The sequence below is a fragment of the Curtobacterium sp. MCPF17_021 genome (assembly GCF_003234605.2).
GTDB lineage: Bacteria > Actinomycetota > Actinomycetes > Actinomycetales > Microbacteriaceae > Curtobacterium > Curtobacterium flaccumfaciens.
The window spans coordinates 3,676,814-3,692,464 of the sequence record NZ_CP126252.1 but is presented as its reverse complement, the minus strand read 5'-3'; the positions used below and the strand labels follow the sequence as shown (position 1 = coordinate 3,692,464).

15 protein-coding genes are annotated in these 15,651 nt (G+C 72.5%); 10 read left to right on the top strand and 5 right to left on the bottom strand.

Annotated elements, in window-relative coordinates; translation table 11 throughout:
• Window positions 1–12: 12 nt before the first annotated feature.
• Genes DEJ29_RS17485 through DEJ29_RS17465 form a run of 5 tightly spaced genes read right to left on the bottom strand, consistent with a single transcriptional unit; the run spans window position 13 to window position 4,796 of the window.
• Entirely contained in the window at window positions 13–849 is an 837-nt protein-coding gene (locus DEJ29_RS17485) for a class II fructose-bisphosphate aldolase (protein ID WP_111094066.1), read from the bottom strand.
• Window positions 846–1,895, bottom strand: a complete 1,050-nt coding sequence (locus DEJ29_RS17480) for a 1-phosphofructokinase family hexose kinase (protein ID WP_111094065.1) — start codon at window positions 1,893–1,895, stop codon at window positions 846–848. The genes DEJ29_RS17485 and DEJ29_RS17480 overlap by 4 nt, the downstream gene beginning before the upstream one ends.
• Window positions 1,892–3,010 (bottom strand): N-acetylglucosamine-6-phosphate deacetylase, encoded by a 1,119-nt coding sequence (gene nagA, locus DEJ29_RS17475; RefSeq protein WP_111094064.1) that lies wholly within the window; start codon window positions 3,008–3,010, stop codon window positions 1,892–1,894. Before nagA ends, DEJ29_RS17480 begins: the two co-directional genes overlap by 4 nt.
• Entirely contained in the window at window positions 3,007–3,918 is a 912-nt protein-coding gene (locus DEJ29_RS17470) for an ROK family protein (RefSeq protein ID WP_111094063.1), read from the bottom strand. The genes nagA and DEJ29_RS17470 overlap by 4 nt, the downstream gene beginning before the upstream one ends.
• Complete coding sequence (locus tag DEJ29_RS17465) at window positions 3,918–4,796, bottom strand: SIS domain-containing protein (protein ID WP_071406232.1); 879 nt, start codon at window positions 4,794–4,796, stop codon at window positions 3,918–3,920. The genes DEJ29_RS17470 and DEJ29_RS17465 overlap by 1 nt, the downstream gene beginning before the upstream one ends.
• A gap of 133 nt (window positions 4,797–4,929) precedes the next feature.
• Between DEJ29_RS17465 and DEJ29_RS17460 the strand changes: the two genes are divergently transcribed.
• The 10 genes from DEJ29_RS17460 (at window position 4,930) to DEJ29_RS17415 (ending at window position 15,626) form a co-directional block, all read left to right on the top strand.
• The gene (locus tag DEJ29_RS17460; protein ID WP_027466817.1) at window positions 4,930–5,718 is read left to right on the top strand and encodes a DeoR/GlpR family DNA-binding transcription regulator; all 789 of its coding nucleotides are present in this window, start codon (window positions 4,930–4,932) and stop codon (window positions 5,716–5,718) included.
• Between the two features lie 147 nt (window positions 5,719–5,865).
• Complete coding sequence (locus DEJ29_RS17455; protein WP_111094062.1) at window positions 5,866–7,107, top strand: Gfo/Idh/MocA family protein; 1,242 nt, start codon at window positions 5,866–5,868, stop codon at window positions 7,105–7,107.
• A gap of 23 nt (window positions 7,108–7,130) precedes the next feature.
• Entirely contained in the window at window positions 7,131–8,456 is a 1,326-nt protein-coding gene (locus DEJ29_RS17450; RefSeq protein WP_111032187.1) for an ABC transporter substrate-binding protein, read from the top strand.
• Between the two features lie 9 nt (window positions 8,457–8,465).
• Window positions 8,466–9,443 (top strand): carbohydrate ABC transporter permease, encoded by a 978-nt coding sequence (locus DEJ29_RS17445; RefSeq protein ID WP_027466814.1) that lies wholly within the window; start codon window positions 8,466–8,468, stop codon window positions 9,441–9,443.
• Window positions 9,440–10,300, top strand: a complete 861-nt coding sequence (locus tag DEJ29_RS17440; RefSeq protein ID WP_071406230.1) for a carbohydrate ABC transporter permease — start codon at window positions 9,440–9,442, stop codon at window positions 10,298–10,300. Before DEJ29_RS17445 ends, DEJ29_RS17440 begins: the two co-directional genes overlap by 4 nt.
• The gene (locus DEJ29_RS17435) at window positions 10,297–11,070 is read left to right on the top strand and encodes a hypothetical protein (RefSeq protein WP_111094061.1); all 774 of its coding nucleotides are present in this window, start codon (window positions 10,297–10,299) and stop codon (window positions 11,068–11,070) included. Before DEJ29_RS17440 ends, DEJ29_RS17435 begins: the two co-directional genes overlap by 4 nt.
• 34 nt (window positions 11,071–11,104) lie before the next feature.
• On the top strand, window positions 11,105–11,299 hold the full coding sequence (locus DEJ29_RS17430; RefSeq protein ID WP_017887924.1) for a hypothetical protein: 195 nt from the start codon (window positions 11,105–11,107) through the stop codon (window positions 11,297–11,299).
• 54 nt (window positions 11,300–11,353) lie between these two features.
• Window positions 11,354–13,039: a bifunctional 3'-5' exonuclease/DNA polymerase gene (locus tag DEJ29_RS17425; RefSeq protein ID WP_111094060.1), complete on the top strand. Its 1,686-nt coding sequence runs from the start codon at window positions 11,354–11,356 to the stop codon at window positions 13,037–13,039.
• A 43-nt stretch (window positions 13,040–13,082) separates the two neighbouring features.
• On the top strand, window positions 13,083–13,901 hold the full coding sequence (locus tag DEJ29_RS17420) for a phosphatase PAP2 family protein (RefSeq protein ID WP_111094059.1): 819 nt from the start codon (window positions 13,083–13,085) through the stop codon (window positions 13,899–13,901).
• A 129-nt stretch (window positions 13,902–14,030) separates the two neighbouring features.
• Complete coding sequence (locus DEJ29_RS17415) at window positions 14,031–15,626, top strand: serine/threonine-protein kinase (protein WP_111094058.1); 1,596 nt, start codon at window positions 14,031–14,033, stop codon at window positions 15,624–15,626.
• Window positions 15,627–15,651 lie beyond the last annotated feature (25 nt).

Sequence of the window (15,651 nt, the reverse complement as noted above, 5' to 3'; positions counted from 1 at the left end):
CCCGCTCGCGCGTCAGGCGTGCAGGAGCGTCAGCAGCCGTGCCGTCTCGGTGGCGATGGCGTCCCGGCCCGCCGACACGTACTTGCGCGGGTCGACGACGTCCGGCCGCTCGTCGAGCACGGTACGGAGCGCACGGGTGAACAGGCCGTTCAGGTGCGTCGAGATGTTGATCTTCGTCATCCCCGCGTGCACGGCGCCACGGAGTTCGTCGTCGGACAGGCCCGAGGACCCGTGCAGCACGAGCGGCACCGGCACCGCGGCACGGAGGCGCTCGACCAGGTCACGGTCCACCGACGCCTCGCGGGTCTGCATCGCGTGCGAGGTCCCCACCGCGACCGCCAGGGCATCGACCCCGGTGTCGGCCACGAACGCGGCGGCGTCGGTCGGATCGGTGCGGACGCCGGGCGCGTGCACGCCGTCCTTGCCGCCGACCTCGCCGAGCTCGGCCTCGATCGCGACGCCCGCGGCGTGACAACGGGCAGCGAGTTCGCGGGTCGCCGCCACATTGGCGGCGAAGTCCAGGTGTGAGCCGTCGTACATGACCGAGTCGACGCCCAGGTCGACGCCGGCCACCACCAGCTCCGGGTCCTCGATGTGGTCGAGGTGCACGAGGACCTCGACGTCGGCGGCCCGTGCGACCGCCTGGGTCGCGGTCGTGATCGGTGCGAGGCCACCGTGGTACCGGACGCAGTTCTCGCTGATCTGCAGGATCACCGGCAGACCGGCCAGCTCGGCGCCGGAGACGATCGCCTCGGCGTGCTCGAGCAGCACCACGTTGAACGCACCGACCCCGCGGCGTGCCGTGCGGGCGGTGTCGAGCAGGCCGGTGAGGGCGAGGTCGGTGATCATGCGGGGGTCCTCGTTCGGTCGTGGGCGGGAGCGGGCGGGGTGGACAGGAAGCGGTCGACGTCTGCCGGGTCGACCACGCCGGCCACCGGCTGGAGGACGGCGGCGGCCCCGTGTGCAGCGGCGGAGCGGAGGGCTCGGAACAGGGTGGCGTCGTCGGGGGCCGGGACGCTGCCGTCGGGCGCGGAGAGGCCAGCACCGACGAGGACATCGACGAGCACACTGACGAGCCCGGCGGTGGCTGCGTCCCCGGCGCCGGTGGGGTTGCCCGAGACCCCGGGGATCGCCGGCACCTCGAGCACGTGCTCGGTGGTGTGGGCGGCGATGCCGTCGGAGCCGCGAGAGACCACGACGACCGTCGCGCCGAGTCCGAGGAGCCGGAGTGCCCCCGAGCGCTCGTCGTCCGTGCCCGTGGCCTCGAGCAGTTCCTCGCGGTTTGGCTTGCAGACCGTCGCCCCGGCCGACGCGGCAGCCAGCAGCGCGGTGCCCGAGCAGTCGACCACGGAGAGCGCACCGCGGCGGCGGGCGGTGGTGACCCAGCGGGCGACGACCGTGGGGTCGGTGTCGCGGGGCAGTGAGCCCGACACGACCAGGGCCGCGGCGGCCGGGGCGCCGGCGGCACCGCGGGTGCCGCCGGCGGCACCGCGGGTGCCGCCGGCGACGCCGTCGTCGAGCAGTTGCTCGACCGCGCTGGTGACGGTGTCCCACTCGTCGGGGCTGAGCACGGGTCCGGGCTCGCCGAACATCGTCGGGTGGGCGAGGTCGTCCACCACCGTCACGGTCGTGCGGGTCTCGCCTTGGACAGCGACGTCGGTGTGGGCGAGTCCGAGGTCGTCGAGGGCGTGGGCGATCCAGTGCCCGCCGTCGCCGCCGAGGGGCACCACGGCGTGGGTCGGGACACCGGTGGCGGCGAGGACCCGTCCGACGTTCAGGCCCTTGCCGCCCGGGCGCCGCTGGACCTCGAGCACGCGCTGGGTCTCGCCGATGCTCTGTTCGGCGACGCGGTAGGTCACGTCGACGGCCGGGTTCGGGGTGACGACGAGGATCATGCGGCGACCGCCGTCGGCAGGGCTCGGACGCTGCCGCGCTCCGGGTCGAGCACGACCAGGTCGGCGGGGGCGCCCACGCTGAGCGGTGCCGGTGCCCCGAGCAGCCGTGCCGCGCGCGCCGCGGACGCCGCGACGACCTCGGGCAGGTCGGTCCCCGCGTCGAGCAGGCGGCGGACGGCGTCGGCGACCGTGATCGTGCTGCCCGCCAGCGACGAACCGTCGGCGAGCACGGCGAGCCCGTCGCGGACGGTCACCGCCGATCCGGCCACCGTGTAAGCCCCGTCGGGGCAGCCCGTCGCCGCCATGGCGTCGGAGACCAGGACCATCCGGCCCGGAGCACTGCGCTGCACGAGCGTGACCGTCACGGGGTCGAGGTGGTGGCCGTCGACGATGCACTCGAGCAGCACGCGGTCGTCGGTGAGCGCGACCCCGACCGGCCCGGGCGCGCGGTGGTGCAGCGGTGGCATCCCGTTGAACAGGTGGGTGACGAGCGAGGCACCGGCGTCGACCGCGCGGCGGGTCTGCTCGGCGGTGGCGGCGGTGTGGCCGATGGCGACGACGACCCCGGCTTCGACGAAGCGGGCGACGGCGTCGAGTGCACCCGGAAGCTCCGGCGCGAGCGTGACGATCCGCAGGGCGCCACCCGCGGCGTCGCAGTAGGCGTCGACCTCGGCGGGGTCCGGGGCGTGCAGCAGGTCGACGCGGTGCGCCCCGCGACGAGCGGGCGCGAGCCACGGCCCCTCCAGGTGCAGCCCGGCGAGCGTGCCGTCCGCGACGAGCGGCTGGAGCCGGCTGAGGGCCGCCACGGTGTCCGTGCGCTCTCCCGTGGCGATGGACCCGACCAGGGTGGTCGTGCCCCGCGACCGGTGGTGCCCGGCTGCGGCACGGGCATCCTCGGCGGAGCACCCGGCGAAGTCGTGCCCGAGCGCGCCGTGGGCGTGCAGGTCGACGAACCCGGGCACGACTGCGCCGTCGACGGTGACGGCGATGTCCGTGCGCATCGGGGACCCGGTGCCGGTCGCCAGAACGGTGTCGTCGTCACCGATGACGAGCCAGCCGTCGTGCAGGTCCGCCTGGGCCGTGACGATGCGTTGGGCTCGGACGAGGGTGGTCACAGCAGGACCCCGGTCTCGGTCTCGGTCATCGCGCGTGCGAGGATCCCCGCACCGATGGCGCCGGCTGCGTCGCCGTGCCGGGCGGCGACGATGACGGGGACACGGACGCCCTGCAGACGCTCCGTGACGGCAGCGCGCAGCGGGTCGAGCAGCAGCGGGCCCGACTCAGCGAGTCCCCCGCCGACGATGATCGTGTGGTTCCCGGCGACCGCGGTGGTCCAGGCGAGCGCATCGGCCAGGACCGCGACGCAGTCGTCCCAGACCGCACGGGCGGCGGGGTCGCCCTGGCGGACCAGGAGCATGGCGGCGTGTGCGGACGGAGCGCCGGAACGACGCGCGACTCCCCCGGCGGACGCGATCTCCTCGACGCGGTGGCCCGCGTGCGGACCGGTCTGGATGCGGACCTGCCCGATCTCCCCTGCCCAACCACCGCCGGACACGACGACGCCGTCGACCACCAGGGCGCTCGCGAGCCCGGTGCCGACCGGCACGAACGAGACCGAACCCCGCGAGAGCGCCGGGTCACCGGCCCGGACCTCGGCCAGGGCGCCGGCGCGGACGTCGTGGCCGAAGGCGAGCGGCACGTCGATCCCGTGACGCAGGAGCTCGGCACGGACGAGGTCACGCACCGGGACGTCGCGCCACCCGAGGTTGACGGACAGGTCCACGGTGCCGCGGGTCTCGTCGACGACGCCGGGGGTCACCACCCCGATGGCTCCGAGCGGCGCCCGTCGGGTGGCCTGTGCGGCCAGTTCGGCGACGACGGCGGCGAGGCGCTCGGCGCCCGGGTCGTCGCGCGGCGTCGGTACCCGGGTCTCGTCGAGGACGAGCCCGTCGGCCGTCGTCAGCCGGGTCTTGATGCCCGTGCCGCCGACGTCGACCCCGAGCACCGCGCCTGCGCCACCCATCAGGTGAGGATGACCGACCGGGTGAGCGACCGGGGGTTGTCCGGGTCGAGCCCGCGTCCCTCGGCCAGGGCGACGGCGAACCGGTGCACCACGACGAGTCCGGCGATCGGGTCGAGGTCGTGCTGGACGAAGCGGGCGCCGGTGGCGGCGACCTCGTCGGCCAGGCCCTCGGGTGCCGTGCCGAGCGACCAGACGAGCCGGCCGGGCTGGGCGATCGCGATGGGACCGTGCCGGTAGTCCATCGCCGGGTAGGACTCAGCCCAGAACTGCGCGGCCTCACGCGTCTTGAGCGCGGCTTCGAACGTCAGGCCGACTGCGGCCCCACGACCGACGAACGAGACCTGCTCGGCGTCGAGCAGGTCGTCGATCGGCACCGTCAGCGCGGTCTCGGCCTGGGCTGCGAGCGCGTCGACGTCGTCACCGATGGACGCCCGCAGCAGTGCGAGCGTCGTGGTGGCGAAGCGGGTCTGGACGACCGAGCGCTCGTCGGCGAAGGGCAGGGCGACCACCTGGTCGGCGACGGCCGCGGCAGGGCTGTCGGCGACGGCCGTGATCAGGACGGTCCGCTGCGACGGCAGGGCCTGCAGCAGGTCGACGATCTCGGTCGTCGTGCCCGAGCGGCTGATCATGAGCACGCGGTCGTACTCGCGGGATGCGGGGTACTCGGATCCGGCGAAGGCATCGGTCACACCGAGGCCCGCCTGCTCACGGGCGACGGCGTAGCTCATGGCGATGAACCAGCTCGTGCCGCAGCCGATCACGGCCACGCGTTCGCCCGGCTGGGGGAGCGCGTCGGCGAAGGTCGGCAGGAGCGCGGCGGCTGCACGCCAGGTCTCCGGCTGCGAGGCCAGTTCAGCGCTCACGAAGGTGTCGGTCATGGGAGCCTTCCGGGTCCGGATCGATCCGGGTGATCGATGATCAGGAAGCGTAGCGAGCGATCGTGCGCAAGGGAAGGGGAAAACGTCATTTCCGATCACCGAGGGACGGTGGTGACGCCGTAGGATGACCGTCATGACCCCCCAACAGCGGCTGAACGCCCTGCTCGAACTGGTGAGCGAACGCGGCAACGTGTCGATCGCCGAGATCGGGGAGCTGCTCGGGATCTCCGCCGCGACGGCTCGCCGTGACCTCGCGACCCTCGCCGACCAGCGGCTCGTCACGCGCACGCACGGGGGAGCGGCAGCACTCGGGGCCGGGTACGAGCTCCCGCTGCAGTACAAGATCGCCCGGCAGGCCGAGGCGAAGACGGCGATCGCCCGCGCGGCCGCCCGACTGGTGCAGCCGGGGGAGACCGTCGGCCTCAACGGCGGGACGACCACGACCGAGGTCGCGCGTGAACTCGGCAAGAGCGAGCGGTTCATCCGCGCCGACGGCGAGTTCGGCATCACGATCGTGACGAACGCGCTGAACGTCGGGTACGAGCTGTCCGTCCGCGCCAACGTGAAGATCGTGGTCACCGGTGGAGTGGCGCGGCGGCAGTCCTACGAGCTCGTCGGGCCGCTCGTCCGGGACACCCTCGACGAGTTCGCCCTCGACCTCGTGGTGCTCGGCGTCGACGGTCTCACCGGCCAGTACGGCGCGACCACCATGCACGAGGGCGAGGCCGAGGTCAGCCGCCACTTCGCCTCGGTCGGACGACGCGTCGTCGTGGTCGCCGACTCGACCAAGATCGAACGGTCGACCTTCGCCCGGATCTGCCCGCTCGACCGCATCGACGTCCTGGTCACCGACCAGCCGGTGCCTGCCTCGTTCGCTGCTGACCTGGCCAGCGCCGGCGTGGAGCTCGTCGTCGCCGACTGAGCACCCCCTGCGGCCACCCCGGAACGGTCCGGACGTTTCGATCGTGTAAAACCCTCCCCGGCACGGATGCGTGAGCGATCCGTGAGCGCCTATTGTGCATTCATGATCGATTCGGCATCATGGGCGTCACATTCACGCAAGGGAGCGATGAGCATGGGCGCTGACAACGCAAGACTCCGCGTCGCGGTGATCGGGATGGGCCAGCGGTCCGCCATCGCCCGCCACGTGGCCGAGGCAACCGCGGACGACCCGTCGCTGCAGGCCCGGGTCGTGGCCGTCGCGGACGTGACCGCGGCCGGCCGGGACCGCGGGCACGACGAGTACCCGGACGCCCTGGTGGTGGAACACCACCGTGACCTCACCGGTCACGTCGACGCGGCCATCGTCACCACGCCGGACTGGACCCACGCCGAGATCGCGATCGACCTGCTCCGCGCGGGCATCGCCGTCTACCTCGAGAAGCCGCTGGCCATCACGGTCGAGGACGCCGACGCCGTCCTGAACACCGCGGCGGAGACCGGGACGCCGCTGTACGTCGGGCACAACTTCCGGCACGCCGCCGTCGTCCGCCTGATGCGCGAGATCGTCGACCGCGGCGAGATCGGTCAGGTCAAGGCCGTCTGGTGCCGGCACTTCGTCGGCAACGGCGGTGACTACTACTTCAAGGACTGGCACGCCGACCGCAGCAAGGTGAACTCCCTGCTCCTGCAGAAGGCGAGCCACGACCTCGACGTCATCCACGCGCTCGGCGGGGGCGACACCGCCCGGGTCGTCGGGATGGGTTCGCTGTCGGTCTACGGCGACGTCACCGACCGGCGCGACCGCAGCGGCGAGCTCATGGGGGACTGGTTCTCCCACGACAACTGGCCGCCGCTCGCCCAGACCGGGCTGAACCCCGTCGTCGACGTCGAGGACGTCTCGATGGTGATGATGACGCTCGACAACGGGGTGCAGGCCAGCTACGAGCAGTGCCACTTCACCCCGGACTACTGGCGGAACTACACCGTCATCGGTACCGAGGGACGCCTCGAGAACATCGGCGACACCGGTGGGGGCGTCGTGAAGGTCTGGACGCACCGCCGCGGCTGGGACACCACGGGGGACCGCGAGTACCCGATCGACGGCGTCGAGGACGGGCATGCCGATGCCGACCTGCTCACCATGACCGAGTTCCTGCGGTCCGTCGCGTTCGGCGAACCGTCGGAGCTCTCCCCGATCGCGGCCCGTGCCGCGGTCGCCGCCGGCGCGCTGGCCACGCGCTCGCTCCGCAACGGGTCCGTCCCCATCGACGTCCCGCCCCTGCCGGCCGAGACCATCGCGCACTTCACGTCGAACGCCCCGCACTCCACCCCCTCCACCCCGCATCCCGCCCAGACCGTCGGCTCCTGACGGCCGTGCGAAAGGACACCCCGATGACCGCACACATCCCCACCCGAGGAACCGGCGTGCGCCGCGTCCTCCTCGGCGCCGTCGCCGCACTCGGCGCGGCAGCGCTCCTGGCCGGCTGCTCCTCGTCGTCCGGCGCGTCCGGCTCCGGCGGCGACTACGAGGCCGCGCCGAAGGACACCAAGGCGTCCCTGACCTACGCCGTCTGGGACGAGAACCAGGTCAAGGCCATCAAGGCCAACCTGAAGGGCTTCAACGAGGAGTACCCGGACATCAAGGTGAGCGTCGACGTCACGCCGTTCGCCAACTACTGGACGAAGCTGCAGACCCAGGGCTCGAGCAACACCCTGCCCGACCTGTTCTGGATGAACGGCCCGAACTTCCAGCTGTACGCGGCCAACGGCAAGCTCGCGCCGATCACCGGCGAGGTCGAGTCGGGTGACATCGACGCGTCGAAGTACTCGAGCGCACTCAACGACCTGTACACGTACGACGACACCCAGTACGGCGTGCCGAAGGACTTCGACACCATCGGCGTCTGGGTCAACAAGTCGCTGTTCGAGCAGGCCGGCATGGACCTGCCGTCCAAGGACTGGACCTGGGACGACTTCCAGCAGACCGGCGCCGAGCTGTCCGAGAAGCTCAAGTCGAAGGGTGCCTACGGGGCAGCCGGCGGCATGGACGGCCAGACGACGTACTACAACACCATCCTGCAGGCCGGGGGCTCGGTCGTGAACGCCGACGGCACCGAGTCCGAGTACGCCACGAAGGCCTCCGAGGACGGCCTGCAGTTCTGGACCGACCTGATCGACTCGGGGGCATCGCCCTCGATCAAGCAGCTCACCGACACCACGGCCGACCAGTGGTTCACCTCGGGCAAGCTCGCGATGTACCAGGGCGGCAGCTGGTTCCGCTCCGCACTGACCGGCACCGAGATGGAGAAGGACGTCGTCGCCTACCCGCTGCCGAAGGGCAAGGAGCAGGCGACCGTCATCCACGGCGTCTCGAACGTCGTGTCCGAGGCGAGCAAGGACAAGGCCGCCGCCCAGGCGCTGCAGGTCTACCTCGCTGGCGAGACGGCCCAGCAGCAGCAGGGCGACATGGGCGCGGTCATCCCGGCGTACGAGGGCACGCAGAGCGCCTTCACGAAGACGATGCCCGACGCCGACCTGCAGGTGTTCCTCGACGCGGTGGACTACGCGAAGCCGCTGCCGGTGTCGAAGAACACCGCCGCCTGGAACACCCTCGAGACCACCCTGCTGCCGAGCGCCTTCGACGGGTCGAAGCCCGTCGACCAGGTGGCAGAGGACCTCGCACAGAAGATGGACGCCGCCCTCGCCAAGGAAAAGTAGGACCCGCGCGTGACGATCAACACCGAGCGGCCCCCGGCCGCAGCCACCCCCGCCCGGACGACACGTTCGTCCGGGCGGGGCGCCCCCGCGCCGCGCGCCGACGGCGGCCGAGCGCCACGACGGACCGACGGCTGGTGGCCGTGGCTCTTCGTGCTCCCGTTGCTCGTCGGCGTCGGCACCTTCTACATCTGGCCGATCATCCAGACGTTCTGGTACTCGTTCACCAGCTGGGGCGTCTTCGGGGGCGCCACGTTCACCGGCGTCGCCAACTACGTCCGGCTCGTCGGTGACCCGCAGCTGTACCAGTCGCTGCTCAACACGGTGATCTACACCGTGATCGTCCTCGCCGGGATCCCGATCGCGGTGTGGCTCGCCAGTCTGCTGAACACCCCGGGGCTGCGGTTCGCCCAGTTCTACCGGGTGCTCTTCTTCCTGCCGTACGTTGCCATGCCCGCGGCGATCGCCCTGGTCTGGCGCATCATGTACAACGGCGACTACGGCATCGTGAACTGGTTCCTCGGCAACTTCGGCATCGACGGCCCGTACTGGATCTCGACCCCCGGCTTCGCGCTGATCGCGGTGAGCCTGGTCGGCCTCTGGTCGTCCCTCGGGTTCTCGATGATCATCCTCGGCGCCGGGCTCAAGGACATCCCGCCGGAGCTCTACGAGGCCGCGGAGCTCGACGGCGCGAGCCGGTGGCGGCAGTTCCGGTCGGTGACCGTGCCGTTGCTCAGCCCGAGCATCTTCTTCGTGGTGATCGTCACGACGATCTCGAGCTTCCAGCTGTTCGACCTGCTGTACGCGATCCTCGGCAGCACCAATCCGGTGATCCCGAAGACGATGTCGCTCGTCTTCTACTTCTACAGCGCCGGGTTCATCGACAACGACAAGGGCTTCGCGGCCGCGATCGCGATGGTGATCTTCCTGCTCATCGGCATCGTCACGCTCGTGCAGTTCCGCGTCCAACGGAAGTGGGTGCAGGGATGACCGCCACCGTCACACCGCCTCGGGCCGCACGCCGGCCCGGCCGTCGCGGCGGCAGCCACTGGTGGATCCACGTCGTGCTCGGCATCGGCGGGTTCGCGATGGCCTTCCCGTTCCTGTGGCAGATCATCATGTCGCTGTCGACGAACGCGCAGGTGCAGTCCGTCACGCCGGTCTTCTGGCCGGGGGAGCTGCAGTGGCAGAACTACGCGCAGGTGTTCGAACGCCTGCCGTTCCTCAGCCAGCTCGGCACGTCGGTGTACGTCACGATCATCCGCACGATCGCGCAGATCGTCCTGTGCACGCTCGCCGGGTACGCCTTCGCCCGGATGCGGTTCCGCGGCCGGGCGGCACTGCTCGCGATCGTGCTGTCGATCCTGCTCGTGCCCTCGCAGGTCTACCTGATCTCGCAGTACCAGATCGTGCAGGGGCTCGGCTGGCTCGACACCCTGATGGGGATCGTCGCACCCGGGCTGTTCAGCGCCTTCGGCACGTTCCTGATGCGGACCGCGTTCCTGAACATGCCGCCCGAGCTGGAAGAGGCAGCGCGGATGGACGGCGCGAACCCGTTCCAGACGTTCTGGCGGATCATGCTGCCCCTGGCCCGTCCCTCGATCAGCGTGCTCGCGATCACGACCGTGCTGTGGTCGTGGAACGAGCTGCTCTGGCCGCTCGTGGTCTCCACCCGCGCCGAGGACATGCCGCTCGCCGCCGGCCTCGCGACGCTGTCGAGCGACCGCACGATCGACTACCCGGTGCTGATGGCCGCCAGCCTGATGGCGATGGCGCCGGTGCTCATCATGTTCGTCGTGCTGCAGCGTCGGGTGATGGACGGGCTCGCGTCGTCCGGTCTGAAGTGACCACCGTGACCCCCGGCCCGGAGGCCCGTCCCGCGTCCGTCGCGGTCCTCGCCGCCGCCGTGGGGTCACCGGACGACTCCGCGACGGTGGCGGCCGCACTGGCCGCCACCGTCGCCGACGCCGGGTCCGCGGAGCGGGACGCGCGGCTGGTGGCGGCGCTCCGCGCCGCGGTGCCGGACACCGCCGACGCCCTCGCGGAGCGGGGGCTCCCGCGCGCGCTCGCCGAGGCATCCGTCGCCGACGTCGACCGCAAGCTCGCGCGCTACGGGCTGCACGGCACCGGGGTGGAGTGGCTCGTCGCCGTGGTGACCGGGCGTGTGGTGGCCGTGGGACGCCTCCAGTTCGAACTCGGCGACCACCTGGCGGACGGCACGCCGGCCTGGGGCGTGCACGTCCCGGAGACCGGGCCGCTCGACCCGGTGGCCTGCGACCGCTCGTTCGCCCGCGCACCCGAGGTCCTGCGCGGCCTCGCACCGCAGCTCGCTGCGGACCGGTGGCAGTGCCGCTCCTGGATGCTCGATCCGGGCCTGCCGGCCGCGCTCGGCCCCGATGGCAACCTCGTGCGCTTCGCCCGGCGCTTCCGTCTCGTCCCGCCGGGGGAGCACGATGCGACCGAGGGGGACGCCAGTGTCGCGAAGTTCGTCTTCGGGGTGCCGCTGGCGACCGCACGGTCCGCGGCGCCGTCCGGTCGGTTGCGCGCGGCGGTGCTCGACCGGTGGGCGAGCGGTGGGCACTGGACCGAGCGGACCGGCACGGCACCCGTCGCGTGACCGTCCGCAGCTGCGGCCGCGTACCGTGCACGGCATGACGAAGCCCGACCACGACCACCTCGACGACGGCGTCGACATGACGTTCGAGGAACGCCGACAGGACACGTTCCGCCGCATGTCCGGATCCGACGAGCACGACGCCGACCCGCGGGTCGAGGTCTCCCGTGCCGAGGACGGCGACGTCCGCATCGACGTCGCCGACACCGCGGCGGTCCGACCCGGCGAGTGACACCCGTTCCGGCCCTGGTGCACCGGGGTCGGTGGGGCACGGCATGATCGTGTCGTGCACCTCGTCCTCCGCCGCGTCGACGGCGGCGTCCTCGCGACGCCCCTGACCGACGCGGGGACCGCCGGAGGTGAGCCGATCCGCCTGGACGAACCGAGCCTCCCGGCCTTCGTCGCGGCCCACGACGCACCGGGCGTGCGCTGGGTGTGGGACGACACCGCCCGCTGGTACCCGGCCGTGCTTGCCGCTGGCGGGCGAGTCGGACGCTGCGTCGACCTGCGCCTCGGCCGTCGTGTCCTGCGGGCCGCGCTGGCGGCGCGGGGATCCGCGCTCGCGGCCGCGCCGGCCGACGCCCTGGACGCCCCGGTCGCGGAAGCTCGCGTGGTCCGGCCGACGCAGGCCCAGCTCTTCGACGACGCCCTGTTCACCGCCGCCGCGCCCGACGACGAGGTCGACCCGGTGGCGGAGTTCCGGGCGCAGCTCTCTGCGGTGGCGGGGTCGAGCGCTCCCGGTGCGCTCCGCCTGCTGCTCACCGCGGAGTCGGCCGGTGCGCTCGTGGCGGCCGAGATGCTGCACGCCGGGCTGCCGTGGCGTGCCGACGTGCACGAACGGCTGCTCGAGGACGCCCTCGGGCCGCGCGTGCCCTACGGGGTGCGGCCGCGACGCCTCGAGGAGATCGCCGCCGTCGTGCGCGAGCGCCTCGACGACCCCGGTCTCAACCCGGACTCACCCGCCGACGTCCTGAAGTCGCTGCGCCGGGCCGGCCTGATGGTCACGAGCACGCGGAAGTGGGAGCTGCAGGAGATCGAGCACCCCGTCATCGAGCCGCTGCTCGAGTACAAGCGCCTGGCGCGACTGCTCACCGCCAACGGCTGGACCTGGCTCGACGACTGGATCCGCGACGGACGGTTCCACCCGAAGTACGTCGTCGGCGGTGTCGTCACCGGCCGTTGGGCGGCCGACGGCGGGGGAGCGATGCAGCTGCCGAAGGGCATCCGCGGGGCCGTCATCGCCGATCCCGGGTGGAAGCTCGTCGTGGCGGACGCAGCGCAGCTGGAGCCCCGGGTGCTCGCCGCGATGTCCGGCGACCGGGCGATGGCCGCGGCCGGCGACGGGCGCGACCTGTACGACGGCGTGGTGGCCTCGGGTGCGGTCGAGACCCGGCAGCAGGCCAAGGTGGCGATGCTCGGCGCGATGTACGGCGCGACCCAGGGCGAGGGCGGCCGACTCGTGCCACGTCTGGTCCGGGCGTTCCCGCAGGCGCTCGACATGGTGGAGCGAGCCGCGCGTGCGGGGGAGCGCGGCGAGCCGGTGACGACGCTGCTCGGTCGGACGTCACCGGTGCCCGAGGACTCGTGGTTCGAGGCCCGGAACCAGGCGTACACGGTCGAGGGGACCCCGGCGATGCAGCGTGCGGTCGAGTCCCGGGCCCGGAGCTGGGGGCGGTTCACCCGGAACTTCATGGTGCAGGGGACCGCGGCCGAGTGGGCACTCGCGTGGATGGGCTCCCTGCGCTCGCGGTTGCTCGCGCGGTTCCCCGGCGCCGTGACGGACGGGCCGCACCTGGTGTTCTTCGTGCACGACGAGATCGTGGTGCACGCCCCGGCGGAGCACGCGGAGTGGGTGGCGCAGCAGATCGAGGAGGCCGCCGTCGATGCCGGACGGCTGTTGTTCCAGGACTTCCCGGTGACGTTCCCGCTGTCGGTCGGGGTGGTGGGGGCGTACTCGGAGGCGAAGGACTGAGGCGGCCGGGACGGCTCCCGGCGGCTTCGGGCAGGGTGGACGGATGCACACCGAACGCGGGGACGCCGCCGACCGCACCGTCGGCGAAGTCGACCTGACCCGTTGGCGCTCCCGTGCTGGCCGCAGCGTCGCCGGTGCGTGGACCGCGCTCGGCAAGCGCTTCGGCGCCATGCCCGTCCTGCTGCTGACCCTCGCCGTGGGCCTGGGCATCGCCGTCCTCGCGACGTGGATCGCCTCCGAGGTCTACGACGCCGTGCGGGAAGCCGACGACGTCGCGGTGCTCGACCGACCCGTCCTCGACTGGGCGCTCACACTCCGATCACCCACGGCGGACACGCTCGTCACCTGGTGGACCGACATCGCCGGCACGATCGGGATGCCGATCGTCGCGCTCGGGTTCCTGGTCGGCTTCACGATCCAGCGCCGTGCGTGGACGCCACTGGTGCTCCTGGTCGCCGCGAGCGGTGGTTCGTTGCTCATGACGATCGCGGGCAAGGACCTGATCGGTCGCGCCCGTCCGCCGCTGTCCGACGCGGTGCCGCCGTACGAGACGTCGCCGTCGTTCCCGTCGGGCCACACGCTCAACTCCACGGTGATCGTGGGCACGATCGTGTACCTCCTGCTCCTGCGGCAGTCGCGCGTCGTCACCCGGGTGTGGACGATCGTCGTCGGCACCCTGTTCGTGCTGTCGGTGGGGGCGTCGCGGGTGTTCCTCGGGCACCACTGGCTGACCGACGTGCTGGCGGCGTGGGCGCTCGGACTCGCCTGGCTCGCCCTCGTGATCACGGCACACCGGTTGTACCTGACGGCGCTCCACCACGGTGCCGAGCCCGCGCCGGACGTCGACCGCATCACTTCGTGAGCAGAAGACGTCGGTTGCTCGCCCGCACCCGACATCTTCTGCTCACGAAGTCGCAAAGCCCCCCGCCGCCCGGGCCCGCCCCCCCCGAACGGCAGAGCGCCGTCAGCCGCGACCGGTAGGTTGCCGGGCATGGAAGAACGGGTCTTCGGCGGCAGGTACCGCGTCACGGGCACGCTCGGACACGGTGGCATGGCGTCCGTGTACCGGGCGGTCGACGAGCAACTCGGTCGCGAGGTCGCGGTCAAGGTGTTCCGCATCGGCCCCGTCGACCGCGGTGAGCGCGCCCGCGCCGAGGCGGAGATCCAGACGCTCGCGACGCTGCGCGCCCCCGAGCTCGTCACGCTCTACGACGCCGCTCTCGACGACGTCGACGGCGACTCGTACCTCGTCATGGAACTCGTGCCGGGCAGTGACCTGGCGACCCGTCTGCGCGAGGGTCCGCTCGACCCCGCGACCGCTGCCCGCCTGGGTGCCCAGGTCGCCGACGGCCTGGCCGCCGTGCACGCGCAGGGGATCGTCCACCGTGACGTGAAGCCCGCGAACGTCCTGCTCGAGAGCGACGGCCGGCACGTCAAGCTCGCCGACTTCGGGATCGCCCTGCTCCGTGACGCCTCACGCGTGACGGGGACGGGGACCGTGATGGGGACGGCCGCGTACCTTGCCCCGGAGCAGGTCCTGGCGAAGGAGATCACCGGCAAGGCCGACGTCTACTCACTCGGGCTCGTGCTGCTCGAGTGCATGACCGGCCGCCAGCCGTTCCCGGGCAGCGCGGTCGAGTCGGCCACCGCCCGGCTCACCCGTTCGCCCGAGATCGACCGGCAGCTGCCCACGGCCTGGCGCACCCTGCTGCACGTGATGACCGCGCAGGACCCGGCGGAGCGACCGACGGCTGCCGAGGCCGCCGAGCGCCTGCGTGCGCTGGGCCGCGACGAGCCGACGAACGCCACGCAGCTGCTGCCCGGCACGCCCGGTGCGGTGACGTCTGCGGCCGCCGGTGCGGCTGGTGCCGCGGTCGGCGCCGGCGCCGCCGCAGCGGCGAACGCCGACGACCGGACGCAGGCGATGCCGGCGAGCGAACTGCCGAACGGCGGCGCGGGTCCGGGGGACGACGCCACCCGCGTCCTCGACACCCAGCGTCCGAACGCCGCCGACGACGTCTCGACGACCGTCCTCGGCGCCCAGGCGAACGGCCGCGGCGCATCGGGCCCGAGCGGGCCGACCCCGCCGCCGGTCACGCCCCGGCCGGTCCGGGCCGACCGGCCGGACGACCAGCCGGAGAAGAAGAAGCGCGGACCGCTCATCGCCGCGATCATCGTGATCGTCCTGGTGCTCATCGGCATCGGGGTCGCGGTGTTCGCCCTGAACGGCGACGACGACGGCACCCCGGCCCCGACGGACACCACGTCGACCGCGCCGACCGAGCAGCAGCCGTCCGAGGACCCGGGCGAGGAACAGCAGCCGAGCGAACCCGCCGAGCAGCAGCCCTCGCAGGAGCAGCAGCCGTCGCAGCCCGCCGAGGAACCGAGCGAGCAGCCGAGCGAACCGACCGAGCCGGAGCAGCCCACGCAGGACCCGCCCGTCGGCCCGGAGCCGAGCACCCCGGCATCGAACCCGGTGCAGGAGCCGCAGGACGGCACGGGCGCGGCCGACACCGGCGCGGTCGACACCACGTCGGACACCGCCCCCGGCAAGTCCGGCAGCGCTCCCGGGCAGAACAAGGACTGACACGCCGGGGTTTTCGTCCAGTCCC